General features: G+C 73.4%; 15 protein-coding genes. 10 read left to right on the plus strand and 5 right to left on the minus strand.

The window, feature by feature from the left end; translation table 11 throughout:
- Nucleotides 1-13 precede the first annotated feature (13 nt).
- The gene (locus D7223_RS29075) at nt 14-1,645 is read right to left on the minus strand and encodes a RecQ family ATP-dependent DNA helicase (RefSeq protein ID WP_120732348.1); all 1,632 of its coding nucleotides are present in this window, start codon (nt 1,643-1,645) and stop codon (nt 14-16) included.
- Between the two features lie 119 nt (nt 1,646-1,764).
- Between D7223_RS29075 and D7223_RS29080 the strand changes: the two genes are divergently transcribed.
- The 3 genes from D7223_RS29080 to D7223_RS29090 are packed head-to-tail and all read left to right on the plus strand — an operon-like array spanning nt 1,765 to nt 4,129.
- Nucleotides 1,765-2,583, plus strand: coding sequence for a class I SAM-dependent methyltransferase (locus D7223_RS29080; RefSeq protein ID WP_120732251.1), 819 nt, complete (start codon nt 1,765-1,767; stop codon nt 2,581-2,583).
- 30 nt (nt 2,584-2,613) lie between these two features.
- Complete coding sequence (locus D7223_RS29085) at nt 2,614-3,249, plus strand: TetR/AcrR family transcriptional regulator (RefSeq protein WP_120732350.1); 636 nt, start codon at nt 2,614-2,616, stop codon at nt 3,247-3,249.
- Nucleotides 3,250-3,304: 55 nt separating this feature from the next.
- On the plus strand, nt 3,305-4,129 hold the full coding sequence (locus tag D7223_RS29090; RefSeq protein WP_147252548.1) for a PH domain-containing protein: 825 nt from the start codon (nt 3,305-3,307) through the stop codon (nt 4,127-4,129).
- 36 nt (nt 4,130-4,165) lie between these two features.
- On the opposite strand, the gene D7223_RS29095 is transcribed toward D7223_RS29090, so the two are convergent.
- Both D7223_RS29095 and D7223_RS34050 read right to left on the minus strand, forming a co-directional pair.
- The gene (locus D7223_RS29095; protein ID WP_120732255.1) at nt 4,166-5,116 is read right to left on the minus strand and encodes a TIGR03557 family F420-dependent LLM class oxidoreductase; all 951 of its coding nucleotides are present in this window, start codon (nt 5,114-5,116) and stop codon (nt 4,166-4,168) included.
- Nucleotides 5,117-5,198: 82 nt separating this feature from the next.
- Nucleotides 5,199-5,321, minus strand: coding sequence for a hypothetical protein (locus D7223_RS34050; RefSeq protein WP_272948775.1), 123 nt, complete (start codon nt 5,319-5,321; stop codon nt 5,199-5,201).
- Nucleotides 5,322-5,518: 197 nt separating this feature from the next.
- Here D7223_RS34050 and D7223_RS29100 point away from each other — a divergent pair, with 197 nt between their 5' ends.
- Nucleotides 5,519-7,018 carry a glycoside hydrolase family 3 protein gene (locus tag D7223_RS29100; RefSeq protein ID WP_120732257.1) on the plus strand — a complete coding sequence of 500 codons (1,500 nt, stop codon included), beginning with the start codon at nt 5,519-5,521 and terminating at the stop codon, nt 7,016-7,018.
- 3 nt (nt 7,019-7,021) lie between these two features.
- Here the strand turns inward: D7223_RS29100 and D7223_RS29105 are convergent, their stop codons facing one another.
- Nucleotides 7,022-7,318, minus strand: coding sequence for a GNAT family N-acetyltransferase (locus D7223_RS29105; protein WP_120732259.1), 297 nt, complete (start codon nt 7,316-7,318; stop codon nt 7,022-7,024).
- Entirely contained in the window at nt 7,315-8,541 is a 1,227-nt protein-coding gene (locus D7223_RS29110; protein WP_120732261.1) for a cysteine desulfurase-like protein, read from the minus strand. The genes D7223_RS29105 and D7223_RS29110 overlap by 4 nt, the downstream gene beginning before the upstream one ends.
- Nucleotides 8,542-8,655: 114 nt before the next feature.
- On the opposite strand from D7223_RS29110, the gene D7223_RS29115 reads away from it, so the two are divergent.
- The 6 genes from D7223_RS29115 to D7223_RS29140 all read left to right on the plus strand — a co-directional run bounded on the left by D7223_RS29115 (nt 8,656) and on the right by D7223_RS29140 (nt 12,747).
- Nucleotides 8,656-9,012: a hypothetical protein gene (locus D7223_RS29115; protein ID WP_120732263.1), complete on the plus strand. Its 357-nt coding sequence runs from the start codon at nt 8,656-8,658 to the stop codon at nt 9,010-9,012.
- Nucleotides 9,013-9,076: 64 nt separating this feature from the next.
- A complete protein-coding gene (locus D7223_RS29120) occupies nt 9,077-9,895 on the plus strand; it encodes a DUF1206 domain-containing protein (protein WP_120732265.1) in 819 nt (272 codons plus the stop codon).
- 82 nt (nt 9,896-9,977) lie between these two features.
- Nucleotides 9,978-11,174 (plus strand): mechanosensitive ion channel family protein, encoded by a 1,197-nt coding sequence (locus D7223_RS29125; RefSeq protein ID WP_120732267.1) that lies wholly within the window; start codon nt 9,978-9,980, stop codon nt 11,172-11,174.
- A 525-nt stretch (nt 11,175-11,699) separates the two neighbouring features.
- Nucleotides 11,700-12,134, plus strand: a complete 435-nt coding sequence (locus D7223_RS29130) for a phage holin family protein (protein WP_120732269.1) — start codon at nt 11,700-11,702, stop codon at nt 12,132-12,134.
- Nucleotides 12,131-12,478, plus strand: coding sequence for a DUF3618 domain-containing protein (locus D7223_RS29135; RefSeq protein ID WP_120732271.1), 348 nt, complete (start codon nt 12,131-12,133; stop codon nt 12,476-12,478). The genes D7223_RS29130 and D7223_RS29135 overlap by 4 nt, the downstream gene beginning before the upstream one ends.
- On the plus strand, nt 12,475-12,747 hold the full coding sequence (locus tag D7223_RS29140; RefSeq protein WP_120732273.1) for a DUF4235 domain-containing protein: 273 nt from the start codon (nt 12,475-12,477) through the stop codon (nt 12,745-12,747). Before D7223_RS29135 ends, D7223_RS29140 begins: the two co-directional genes overlap by 4 nt.
- Nucleotides 12,748-12,906 lie beyond the last annotated feature (159 nt).

Raw genomic sequence — 12,906 nt, forward strand, 5'->3', positions numbered from 1 at the left:
AGGTCGGTTCAGGCTAGTCCAGGGTCAGCAGGCCCTGTTCGGACACCACGCTGACGGACAGCGTCTTGTACCCCACCTCATCGAAGAGAACCGTCATCCGGTCGTCCTCGTAGCTGAGCACCAGGCCGGAACCCCATTCGGCGTGCCGCACCTGGCTGTGCACCGGGAACGGCCCGACCGCGCCGTTGTCGGCGGTGCTGGTGCCGGCGTGGCAGTTGTCGCAGTGCCCGCACACCTCGGTCATCTGCTCACCGAAGTACGCCAGCAGGGTCTGGCCCCGGCACGAGGTGGTCTCCGCGAAGGCCCGCATCATGTCGGTGCGCGAACGGGTCACGTTCTGCTGCCGTTCGGCCTCGGCCAGCGCGGCGGCGGCGGCGTCGGCCGGCTGCGGGGAGTAACGGGGCGCGCCGATGCGCTGCTTCGCCCGGGGCTCCGCCGCGCCGACCTGCTCCAGCAGCGCGAGGTACTGCCCGAGCTTGCGCGGCCCGAGGCCGGTCGCCTCGCGCAGCTCCTTCTTGGTCTGTGGCTTCTTGCGCAGCAGCGCGGACAGGTCCCGCAGCTCGGTCTCGTCGGGCAACCCGCCGCTGAAGTACCGCTGCAGCCCGACGTCCTCGGCCCGCCACAGCAGCAGCACCCGGGCCGACGCGCCGTCCCGGCCGGCCCGCCCGATCTCCTGGAAGTAGCTGTCCGGGGAGTCCGGCAGGGCGGTGTGCACCACCCAGGCGATGTTCGGCTTGTCGATGCCCATGCCGAACGCCGACGTCGCCACCATGATCGGCACCCGGTCGGCCAGGAACGCCTCGTGCAGCTCGGCGCGGGCGTTGGTGGGCATTCCGCCGTGGTAGTACTCCGCCGGGAAGCCGGCGTCGGTGAGCCGGCCCGCGAGTTCCTCGGCCGCCCGCCGGGTGGGCACGTAGATGATGCCGGGCCGTTCGTCGTCGCGCAGCAGCGCGATCAGCCGCCGCCAGCGGTAGTCCTCGGTGGGGCAGTGGGCGACCTCGAGGAAGAGGTTCGGTCGGTCCAGCCCGGACACCACCACCTCGGCGTCGCGCAGCCGCAGCCGGGCGATGATGTCGTCGCGTACCGGCGGCGAGGCGGTGGCGGTCAGCGCCACCACCGGGGGCCGGCCGAGGCCGTCGATGAGGTGGCCCAACGCCAGGTAGTCGGGGCGGAAGTCGTGCCCCCAGGCGGAGATGCAGTGCGCCTCGTCGATCGCCACCAGCGCCGGCTTGAGTGAGCGCACCTCGGCCATCCGGTCCGGGTTGCTCAGCTGCTCCGGCGTGATGAACAGGAACTCCGCCCGTCCCTCGCGGATCTCGGTGATCGCCTGGGCCTGCTGGGCCGGCGACTCGTCGGAGCTGATCCGTACCGCACGCAGCTCGGGTCGCTGGCGCTCGTTCAGCGCCGCGATCTGGTCCTGCTGGAGGGCGAGCAGCGGGGAGATCACCACGGTCGGACCGGGGATCAGGCTGGCCGGGATCTGGTAGATCGCCGACTTGCCGGCGCCGGTGGGGAGGACCACCAGGGCGTCGCGGCGTTTCATCACGGCGCGCATCGCGGCCAGTTGGTTCGGCCGCAGCGCGGTCCAGCCGAAGAGGCTCTTCGCCGCGCGGCGCAGGGTCGTCGAGTGCGTGGACAGCTTCATCGAGGGCCGGAGGTACCCCCGGTGATCGGCGGCGAAACCGCCGCCGGGCATTGACAGGACGACCTGTTATGAACGTACGCTCATGAACAAGTGTTCATAAAGAGTCCGGAGGTGGTGCGGTGATCGTCAACGAGCATCAGGCACAGGCGTGGAACGGCTACGAGGGACGGCACTGGGCCGACCACCAGGACCGCTACGACGCGGTCAACGGCGGCTTCAACGCCGTCCTGCTGGACGCCGTGCGCCCCGGCGACCGCGTCCTCGACCTCGGCTGCGGCACCGGCCACCTGACCCGGTCGGCCGCCCGCCGCGCCGGCACCGCCCTCGGGATCGACCTCTCCACCCCGATGCTGGAACGGGCTCGGGCCAGCGCCACCGCCGAGCGGGTGTCCAACGTCCGCTTCGTCCAGGGCGACGCGCAGGTCCACCCGTTCGAGCCGGCCTCCGTCGACGTGGCGCTGAGCCGGTTCGGGGTGATGTTCTTCGCCGACCCGGTCGCCGCGTTCACCAACGTCGGCCGAGCGGTGCGACCCGGTGGGCGACTCGCGTTCGTCTGCCTCGACGACATCCGCGACGGCGACCTCGGCACGGTGCTCGCGGCTCTCGCCCCCTTCCTCCCGCCGCCGGCCAGCGACGGAACCGGCGTCGCCGAGCCGCTCTCGCTGGCCGACCCCGCCGTGGTGCACCGCGTGCTCGGCGCCGCCGGCTGGACCGACGTCGGTTGCGTGCCGGCCGAGGCGCCGGGGGTCTGGGGCCGGGACGCGGCCGACGCCGCCGCCTTCCTGGTCGGCTGGGGGCCGATCCGGCACCAGCTCGACCCCGCCGACACCGAACGGGCCGCGGCGGCGCTGGCCGTCGCGCTGCGCGGCTTCGCGCGACCCGACGGGGTACGCCTGCGCGGCACCGCCTGGCTGGTCACCGCCCGCCGGCCGGGGTGAGCGGACCGACGTGTCCCTACGATGCAGGTGATGTCACCGAGGAGAGCGGCGGCGCTGCGCGGCGGCGACCGGAACCTGCGCGAGCACCTGATCGCCACGGCGGAACGACTGATCGCCGGGCAGGGCGCCGGCGGGTTGACGGTGCGTGCCATCGCCCGGGAGGCCGGCGTCGCCGACGGCGTGCTCTACAACCACTTCGCGGACAAGGAGGAGCTGCTCGCGTACGCCCTGCACGCCCGTGTCCGCGCCGCCGGCGAGGCGGTGGACGGGCCGCCGCCGGCCGCCGGTGGCGGCCCGGTCGCGGCGAACCTGCGGACGTACCTGACCCGGGCGCTGGCGCTGCACGCGGCGATCCTGCCGGCCTTCACCGGGTTGCTGCACCAGCCCGCGGTCCTCGCCCACTTCGCGCGGTTGCCCAGCCCGATCTCGGGTGGGACGGTCCGCGCCGAGCTGGCCGGCTACCTCCGTGCCGAGCAGCGCCTCGGTCGGGTCGCCCCGCACGCCCGACCGGACGCCGTGGCGGCCCTGGTCGTCGGTGTGTGCCACGACCTGGTGCTCGGTCACCTGCTGGCCCCCGGGGCGGTGGCTCCGGTGGAACTGTCCGATGCGTTCATCGACGACCTGGTCGCCACGCTGCTGCACGGCGTGGCACCCGGAGACGACTGACCGGTTCGTGCCGTCGGGCATGGCGCCGGTGGACGCCGTACCGCACGATGCCACCATGAACGAGGCTCCCGCCGCGGCGACCACCCCCGTCCGGCAACCCGCCCCCGCCCGGTCCCGGGACGGCAACCGACTGCTCACCGTCGGCGCGCTCGTGATCGCCGCGGTCTGGGCCGTAGCGGTGACGTCCTGGCATCCGGACGGCTTCCGGGCGGGCCTGCTGCTGCGCTCGGTGCCGTTCGCGCTGGCCCTGCCCGCCCTCGTCGCATCGGTGATCGCCGGTGGGGGAGTCTGGCGGCGACCAGCCCACCTGACCCCGGCCGGGGGGTCCCGGCTGCGGGCGCCGGCCGGTCCCGCTCTCGGCTGGTTCGTCGCCGCCGAGATCCTTGTCCTGGTCAGCCTTCTCGTGCCGGTGCTGGCGGGGGGCTGGTTCGCCGACCCCGAGGCCCCGGAAGGGGTCCGGTACGCGCTGCTGGCGCTGGACGTGGCGCTGGTGGGTGTGACGGTGCTGCTGGTCGGGACGCTCGCCCTCGGCGGCGTCCACGGACGTCCGCACGTCGACCTCACCCCGTCCGCCATCGAGGTGCGGGACCTGTTCGGCCGCTGGACGATCCCGTGGGAGGCTGTGCGGCCCGGCACTCCTGCGCGACAGACCTCCGGGCGCGTCCTGCGGCTCACCGTCGACCGCCCGGAGCTGGTCACCCGACGGGGTCTGACCCTCGGCACCCGCACCAGGCCCACGCTGACGCTGACCTGGTTGCGGGTGCACCCGTGGTTCCTCGCCGACGCCCTGCGGTGGTTCGTCGACCAGCCCGAGCAGCGGGCGGGGATCGGCACCCCGGAGGGTTGTGCGGAACTGCGCCGGGCACTCGGCCAGAACTGAACGTCGACCGCCGCGCAGCCGCGCACCGCTCACCGCTCACCGCACGCGGGGCAGCACCTCACGCTGGTAGAGGTCGAAGAGCCCCTGCCAGTGCGGGCCGGTGTTGCCGACGTAGACCTCGTCGAAGCCGGCCTTCGCGTACTCCTCCAGCTTCGCCACGTGCGCGTCGACGTCCCGGCCGCAGACGAACGCCTGCTTCATCATCTCCGGGCGGACCAGCTCGGCGGCCTGCTCGAAGTGACGCGGGGAGGGCAGCACCTGGGACAGCTCGCCGGGCACGCCGGCGTTCGGCCAGCGCTCGTACGCGATCCGCACGCCCTCGTCCTCGGTGTCGGCGTACGCCGCCTTGAAGCCGGCCTGGCACGGCTTGTCGCCGCCACCGCCGGCCCGGAAACGCCGCACCATCTCGGCGTCCGGCGAGACGTTGACGTAGCCGTCACCGATCCGGGCGGCGAGGTCGACGGCCTTGGGGCCGAAGCCGGAGACGTAGACCTGCGGGGGCGTGTCCGGCAGCGTGTAGATCCGGGCGTGCTCCACCGTGTAGTGCCTGCCGTGGTGGTTGACGAAGTCGCCGCGCCACAGCTCGCGCATCACCTCGACGGCCTCCTCCAGCATCTCCAGCCGCACGTCGGTCTGCGGCCAGGCGTCGCCGAAGATGTGCTCGTTGAGTGCCTCGCCGGAGCCGACGCCGAGCACGAACCGGCCGGAGTGCAGCACCGCGCTGGTGGCCGCGGCCTGGGCGAGCACCGCCGGGTGGATGCGGACCGTCGGGCAGGTGACGGCGGTGGTCACCGGCAGCCGGCAGACCTGGCTGAGCGCGCCGATCACCGACCAGACGAACGGGCTCTGTCCCTGCGCGTCGGTCCACGGGTGGTAGTGGTCGGAGATCCACAGCGCCTCGAACCCGGCCTGTTCGGCGCCGCGTGCCTGCGCGACCAGCTCGGCCGGCGTGAACTCCTCGCTGGACAGGAAATAGCCGATCCTCATGTCGTTCCCCTCGTCGTGCGCACCGGTGTCACGAGGGAAGCCGTACCCGGCTCGGCGGGGCCGAACCCATCGGCGGCGCGGGTCAGCGGCGGAACATCGCGCGGATCGCGGCGAGCAGCAGCAGGCCGCCCACCACCAGGCCGAGCAGGCGTACGCCGGGGATGTCGGCCGGGCTCGTCGCGTCGGCCAGCAGCACGGTGTCCATACCCGCACTCTCGCCGTCCCGCCCCGTCCCAGCAACTGTAAGGTTTATTGACTATTTGATCGCGCGGTGTGACCATGGCTTGACCGCCGCCGGTGGCGGTCCGCCGGGGCGCGGAGGAGACGGGGGTACGACGGCATGCGCGAGCTGGTCCTTCAGCACCGAGACGGGCTGCACGCCCAGTGCGGCCGGGAGGCCGCGTGAGTGCGCCGCAGGGGAACCTCGCGTCACTGGCCGCCGCCGTCCTGCAACCCGGGTTCGTCGGCACCACCCCGCCACCGTGGGTCTGCCGGTGGCTCGGCGAGGGGCTCGGCGGGGTGGTGCTCTTCGCCCGCAACGTGGTCGACCCGGCGCAGGTCGCCGCGTTGACCGCGACCCTGCGCGCGGAACGGCCGGACGTCATCGTCGCCATCGACGAGGAGGCCGGCGACGTCACCCGGATCGAGTCCGGCCGGGGCAGCTCCCGACCGGGGAACTTCGCCCTCGGCGCGGTCGACGATCCGGTGCTGACCGAGGAGGTGGCCCGCGACCTCGGCGCCGACCTGGCCGCCCTCGGGATCACCCTCGACTACGCCCCGGACGCCGACGTCAACTCGAATCCGGCCAATCCGGTGATCGGCGTACGCTCCTTCGGCGCCGAGCCCGCCCTGGTCGCCCGGCACACCGCCGCCTGGGTGCGGGGCCTCCAGACCGGCGGGGTGGCGGCCTGCGCGAAGCACTTCCCCGGCCACGGCGACACCCGGGTCGACTCCCACCACGACCTGCCGCGCATCACCGGCGACCGGGCCCGCCTGGACACCGTCGAGCTGGCGCCGTTCCGGGCCGCCGTGGACGCCGGGGTGCAGGCGGTGATGACCGGCCACCTGCTGGTCCCCGCCCTGGACCCGGAGCTGCCGGCCACCCTGAGCAGCCGCATCCTGACCGGGCTGCTCCGCGACGAGCTGGGCTTCTCCGGCGTGGTGGTCACCGACGCGGTGGAGATGCGCGCGGTCGCCGGCCGGTACGGCTTCACCGGCGCGGCGGTGCGGGCCCTGGCCGCCGGCGCCGACGCGATCTGCGTCGGCGGGGAACACGCCGACGAGGACTCCGCCCGCCGGCTGCGCGACGCGATCGTGACCGCCGTCGTCGCCGGCGACCTGCCCGAGGAACGGCTCACCGAGGCGGCCAAGCGGGTCGGCCAGCTCGCCGCCTGGACGGTGGCCGCCCGGACCGACCGCCCGCTGCGCGCCCTCGCCGCGGACCCGTGTTCGGTGGTCGGCCTGGCCGCCGCCCGCCGCGCCGTCCGGGTCACCACCGCGCCGGCGGGCCACGGGACGCTGCCGCTGGCCGGCCCCGCGCACGTGGTGGAGTTCGAGCCGCCGCGCAACATCGCCATCGGGGCGGAGACACCGTGGGGCCTGGCCGCCCCGCTGACCGACCTGCTGCCCGGCACCACCACCGTCCGGTACGCCGAGAGCGGGGTGCCCGCCGACCCGACCGGGGCGGCGACCGGCCGGCCCCTGGTGCTGGTGGTGCGGGACCTGCACCGGCACGACTGGATGCGCCGGGCGGTGGACCGGGCGCTGGCCACCCGCCCGGACGCGGTGGTCGTCGAGCTGGGCGTACCCGAACTGGTCACCGGCACCGTGCACGTGGCGACCCACGGCGCCACCCGCGCCGGTGCCCGCGCCGCGGCCGAGGTGCTCACCGGCGGCCGGTGAGATTCACCGCCTCGGCGGTTCGATGGTGACCAGGTCCGCGTACTCGGGGTGGCGCTCGATGAACGCCGCCATGAACGGGCAGCGCGGCACCACCCGGGTGCCGCGCTCCCGCAACTGGTCGAGGGTGCCGCGGATCAGCGCGGCACCGACGCCCATGTTCTGGAACCGCTCCTCGACCTGGGTGTGGGTGAAGACCAGCACCTCGCCCCGGGGCAGGTAGGCGCTGAATCCGGCCAGCGCGTCGTCGACCAGGATCTCGAAGCGGTGCTTGGCGGGGTTGTCCTCGACCAGGGTGCTCACCCGGCCATTGTGCCCCCGCCCGTGGCCAGCCGGTCCAGTTCGGTGAGCAGTCGCTCCACCTCGTCGAGGGTGTTGTAGTGGTAGATGCTGGCCCGCACCGCCCCGCCGCTGTCGCGCAGCCCCATCGCCTGGAAGTACTCGTAGGCGTAGTAGTCGCCGGACGACAGGCAGAACCCGGCCCCGCCGAGCGCCTCCTGGGTGGCCTGCGGCGACATCCCGGCGAGGCGGAACGACACCGTCGGGCAGCGCCGCGCCGGCGACCCCAGCACGGTCACCCCCGGCAGCCCGGCCAGCCCGGCGAGCAGCCGCTCCAGCAGTGACTCCTCGTGCGTCTGGGCGGCGGCCAGGCCGGCCCGCAGCCGGGTACGCCGGTCTCCGGTGGCCCGGGGGTCCAACCCGGCCAGGTGGTCCACGGCGGCGGCGACCCCGGCCAGCAGCGGGAAGCTCGGGGTGCCGTACTCGAACCGGTCGGGCACCGCGTCGGAGGAGGGCAGCAGCTTCTCCGGTCGGAGCCGCTCCCACAGCGCCGGGTCGGCGACCATCGCCGCCAGGTGCGGCCCGGACCACTTGTAGGCGCTGGTCACCAGCACGTCGGCACCCAACGCGGCCAGGTCGGTCGGACCGTGCGGCACCGAGTGCACCCCGTCGACGCAGACCAGCGCGCCGACCGCGTGCGCGGTCTTGGCGATCGCCGCCACGTCCGGCACGGTGCCGATCGCGTTGCTCCCGGCGGTCACCGCGACCAGCCGGGTCCGCTCGCCGACCAGGTCGGCGTACTGCCCGGCCGGCAGCTCGCCGGTGGCCGGATCGAACTCCGCCCAGCGCACGGTCGCGCCGGCGGCCTCGGCGGCGGCCACCCACGGCCGCACGTTGGCGTCGTGGTCGAGCCGGGAGACCACCACCTCGTCGCCCGGCCGCCAGCCGGCGCCGAGGGTCCGGGCCAGGGTGTACGTCAGCGCGGTCGCGCTCGGCCCGAGCACCACCCCGGTCGGGTCGGCCCCGAGCAGGTCGGCGACGGCCACCCGGGCGGCGGTCACCAATTCCAGCGAGCGCCGGCCGGGGGTGAACGCGGCGCTGCGGTTGCCGATCGCGGCACGCATCGCGCCGGTGACCGCGTCGATCACCGGTGCGGCGGTCTGCGTGCCACCGGCGCCGTCGAAGTGGACGAAGCCCTCGGTCAGGGCGGGGTAGGCGGCCCGGGTGCGGGCGATGTCGAACGGCATGACCGGACCCTAACCCCGGCCCCGGAACGCCCGCGCCCGCGCCCCGCGCCGCCGCCCTGCCCGACCCGCCGCCGGGCGGTGGTGACTTCGCTTGCGTCTCGTACCCTTGGCGGGGTGACGAACCGACGCGTGATCCCCCCGATGACCCCCACCCGCCGAGCCGCCGGCCTGCTGGCCGGCCTGGCGCTCGGCGTCGCCGTGCTCGCCGGATGCAGCTCCGAGGGCGCCGAGACCGACTGCGGGCTGGACGCCTGCACCGTCACCTTCGACCGTGGGGTCAACGCCGAGGCCAACATCCTCGGCGTGAAGGCCAAGCTGATCGGTGCGCAGGACGACCAGGTCACCGTGGAGGTCGCCGGTGAGCAGCTGACCCTGACCACCGGGCAGCAGGCCGCCGAGGTCGGCGGCCTGGCGGTCACCCTGGACAGCGTCACCGACCAGAACGTCACGCTGCGGGTGGCCCGCAACTAGGCAACCGCAGGTGGGTGGCGGTGCCCGACGTTTGGAAATCTTCGCAACCGGAGATTGAGGCGCCATGTCTCTCACCCGGAACGCCGAAAGCACCGCCAACCGCACGGCGAACAGCAGGTGGTTGGAACTCCTCGCCCGGGCCGGTTTCATCGGCTACGGCATCGTGCACCTGCTGTTCGCCTGGCTGGCCCTGCAGATCGCGTTCGGCAACGCCGCCGCCGACGGCGACCAGTCCGGCGCGCTGCGTACCCTCGCCGCCCAGCCGCTGGGCAGGTTCATCGTCATCGCGATCGCCGTCGGCATGCTGGCCATGGCGATCTGGCAGGCCCTGGAAGCGGCGGTGGGCCACCGCACCGAGGGCGACGACCGCACCCGGGAGCGGATTTTCTCGGCGGCGCGCACGCTGGTCTACCTCTGGCTGGCCTGGACCGCCTACAAGGTCGTCTCCAACGCCAACTCCGACAGCGCCAGCCAGCAGCAGGAGCTGTCCGCCCGGCTGATGGAGTCCACCGGTGGCCGGTGGCTGGTGGGCCTCGCCGGCCTGGTGCTGCTCGGCGTCGGCGTCGGCATGGTGATCTACGGCGTCAAGAAGAAGTTCATGAAGCGCCTGAAGACCGGCGAGATGTCGGCCAAGACCAGCCAGCTCGCCCGCCGGCTGGGCATGGCCGGGTACGCCGCGCGGGGCACCGCCTTCGGCATCACCGGCCTGCTCGTCGTGCTGGCCGCGGTCAACTACGACCCGGAGAAGGCGCGTGGCCTGGACGCCGCGCTGCGTACGCTGCGTGACCAGTCGTACGGCCCGATCCTGCTCGTCCTGGTCGCGCTGGGCATCGCCGCTTTCGGTGTGTACTGCTTCCTCCAGTCCCGGTACCGCAAGGTCTGAGGTTGGTCGATTCCGGGTTCGCCGGGCACCATGGGGCCTTTGCCCGAAGCGCCGTTGCCCGGACGGAGAGGGAGAAGAACACGTGCAGAGGTACCTCTGGACGATCGTCGCCGTGCTCGCCGCGGCGGCGATCGCCCTGCTGGTGGTGGAGGTCGTGCACCGGGTGATCCGGCGGCTCGGCCGGCGCTCGCTGCTGATGACCGAGCTCACCCAGCACGCCCACCGCTCGTTCCAGGTCGCGGCGACCGTCCTCGCCGTGCAGTTCGCGGTCCGCTTCAGCACCGGCTACGCGGTCGGCACCGAGTGGCGGCAGGTGTTGCTGCACATCCTGGTGCTCACCGTGATAGCGACCGCTGCCTGGCTGGTCGCCGCGCTGCTGGTGGTGGCCGAGGACACCGCGCTGGCCCGGTTCCGGGTGGACGTGCCGGACAACCGGCACGCCCGGCGGGTACGCACCCAGGTGGTGATGCTGCGCCGGCTGACCATCGCGGTGATCGTCGTGCTGACCGTCGGCGTGATGCTGATGACCTTCCCGGCGGTCCGGGGCATCGGCGCCGGCGTGCTGACCAGCGCCGGTGTGGTCGGTGTGGTCGCCGCGCTGGCCGCGCAGAGCCTGCTCGGCAACGTCTTCGCCGGTCTCCAGCTCGCCTTCAGTGACGCGGTGCGCCTCGACGACGTGGTGGTCGTCGAGGGGGAGTGGGGCCGGATCGAGGAGCTGACCCTCAGTTACGTGGTGGTGCAGATCTGGGACGACCGCCGGCTGATCCTGCCCACGTCGTACTTCACCAGCACCCCGTTCCAGAACTGGACCCGCACTGAGGCGGCGGTGCTCGGCACCGCCGAGTTCGACGTCGACTGGTCGGTCCCGGTGCAGGCGATGCGGGAGGAACTGCGCCGGCTGGTGGAGAGCAGCGAGCTGTGGGACGGCCGGGTCTGCGTCCTGCAGGTCACCGACGCGACCGGCGGCACGATCAAGGTCCGGGCCCTGGTCAGCGCCGCGAACGCCGGCAGCCTGTGGGACCTGCGCTGCCTGGTCCGCGAGCACCTGGTCGCCTGGGTACGCGACCACCGGCCCACCGCGATGCCGCGGATGCGCGCCGAGGTCGGCGACGCCGGCAGCGATCTGGCCTGGCAGTGGGTGCAGCCCCGGCGACCGGTCCGCCGCCTGGGCGACGGCGACGTCCCCGACGACGCCCGGATCTTCGGTGGCAGCGACGACGGTGACGCCCGTAGCGAGGCCTTCGTCGGGCCGGACGAGCCCGTCGAGGCCCGCCGCTGAGCGTCGGTGCCGCCGCTGGGCGTCGGTGCGGCCGCTGGGCGTCGGTGCCGCTGGCTGCGTCCGAATCCGTTCGTCCCCGGAGCCCTCGGTGCCTTCCCCGGCACCGAGTGTTCGTGGTGCGGGGGTCGTGACGGCGGGGTGTGACGCGCCGCCGGTCGGACCGGCCGTGCCACGCTCCGGTCGCTTTCGACCTGAGTCACTGATGCCATCGCGCCGGTGATCCATCCGCGTCATCAGCTCGAAAGGACAGCGATCGACCTACGGCCTGGGTCGGGCCGGCCAGCCGCGCCGGCGTGGGCACAACGGCTGTGCCGGTGGGTCGGGGTCCGGGCGTGACCTTGGGAATGTGGGGGCGTTTGGTGTGGTGGGGGCGGGATGGGGTGACCCGGGAAGTTTGACCGGGCGTTTGGTGGGGACCTGCTGCGCGAGGCTTCCGTTCCCGGCCTGCCGGCCGGAGAATCATGAACAGGATTGACCGGCGGCGACTCCGGGCATACAGCGCGGTGATGATGAAAGGAGGACAGCATGGCTGACGTGGCGAATGCCCGCACCACCCACAACGGGAGCGAACCGTCCACCGCCGAGCTGGTGCAACGGGCCACGGAGCAGGTCTCCCGTCTGGTCCGCGACGAACTGGCCTTGGCGCGGGCGGAGCTGACCCAGAAGGGCAAGCACGCCGGTATCGGCATCGGCCTCTTCGGCGGCGGCGGTGCGCTGGCGCTCTACGGCCTCGGTGCCCTGGTCGCCACCGCGATCCTGCTGCTCGACCTGGTCCTGCCCGCCTGGGCGGCCGCCCTGATCGTCGCGGTGGTGCTCTTCGCGGTGGCCGGGGTGCTGGCGCTGGTCGGCAAGAAGCAGGTCAGCCAGGCGGTCCCGCCGATGCCGGAGGCGGCGGTGCGCAGCGTCCGCGCGGACGTGGACACGGTCACCGCCGCGGTGAAGGACAGGGGACGGGCATGACGGGCAACGGGCGGGGCACCGGTGACACCGAGGCCCTGCGGGAGGAGATCCGGCGAACCCGGGTCGAGTTGGGCGAGACGATGGAGGCCCTCGCGGCCAAGGCGGACGTGAAGGCGCGCCTGCGCTCGTCGGCCGACCAGGCGAAGGACCGGATGCGGGAACAGGCCGCGCAGACCGTCGCCCGGGTACGCGGGCAGGCCGCCCAGGGTGCCCAGGTGGCGCGCGCGCAGGCACAGGAGCGGGGCGAGATCGTCCGGCGCAACCCGACGCCGTTCGCGGCGTTGGCCGCCGGTGCGGTCGTCGCCGTGGTGGTACTGATGATCGTGCGGGGGAGACGCAGGTGAGCAACCGGATCGGAAAGACCGCGTACCGGCCGGTCGGCGTGCTGATGGGCTTCGCGGCGGGTGCCGTCGCGGGCGCCATCTTCCGGCAGGTGTGGAAGATGACCGCCGGTGACGGCGAGGCGCCCGACCCCACCGACGAGGACCGTGGCTGGGGCGAGATCCTGGCCGCCGCGGCGTTGCAGGGTGCGATCTTCTCGGTGGTGCGGGCGGCCGTGGACCGGGGTGGAGCGGTGGGCGTACGACGGATGACCGGTCACTGGCCGGACTGACGTGAGCGCCACCGGGCCCCCGCATCGTATCGACGGTACGGGGGCCTTCTGGCGTGGTGACAAGGGCCCGCCCAGCGGATCTTCGGCAGCCGTCAGGTCACATGTCGGAGAATTTCGTCGGCTAGGCTGTGCAGAGTTTTTGCGGCCGTGGTTTGCTGT

The sequence above is a fragment of the Micromonospora endolithica genome, assembly GCF_003626595.1.
Lineage (GTDB): Bacteria > Actinomycetota > Actinomycetes > Mycobacteriales > Micromonosporaceae > Micromonospora > Micromonospora endolithica.

Coding starts and splice junctions, on each gene's coding strand:
- D7223_RS34050 (WP_272948775.1), bottom strand. CDS start 5,321: ATGGACACCGTGCTGCTGGCCGACGCGACGAGCCCGGCCGACATCCCC.
- D7223_RS29095 (WP_120732255.1), bottom strand. CDS start 5,116: ATGAGGATCGGCTATTTCCTGTCCAGCGAGGAGTTCACGCCGGCCGAG.
- D7223_RS29075 (WP_120732348.1), bottom strand. CDS start 1,645: ATGAAGCTGTCCACGCACTCGACGACCCTGCGCCGCGCGGCGAAGAGC.
- D7223_RS29135 (WP_120732271.1), top strand. CDS start 12,131: ATGACGGGCAACGGGCGGGGCACCGGTGACACCGAGGCCCTGCGGGAG.
- D7223_RS29085 (WP_120732350.1), top strand. CDS start 2,614: ATGTCACCGAGGAGAGCGGCGGCGCTGCGCGGCGGCGACCGGAACCTG.
- D7223_RS29110 (WP_120732261.1), bottom strand. CDS start 8,541: ATGCCGTTCGACATCGCCCGCACCCGGGCCGCCTACCCCGCCCTGACC.
- D7223_RS29130 (WP_120732269.1), top strand. CDS start 11,700: ATGGCTGACGTGGCGAATGCCCGCACCACCCACAACGGGAGCGAACCG.
- D7223_RS29120 (WP_120732265.1), top strand. CDS start 9,077: ATGTCTCTCACCCGGAACGCCGAAAGCACCGCCAACCGCACGGCGAAC.
- D7223_RS29090 (WP_147252548.1), top strand. CDS start 3,305: ATGAACGAGGCTCCCGCCGCGGCGACCACCCCCGTCCGGCAACCCGCC.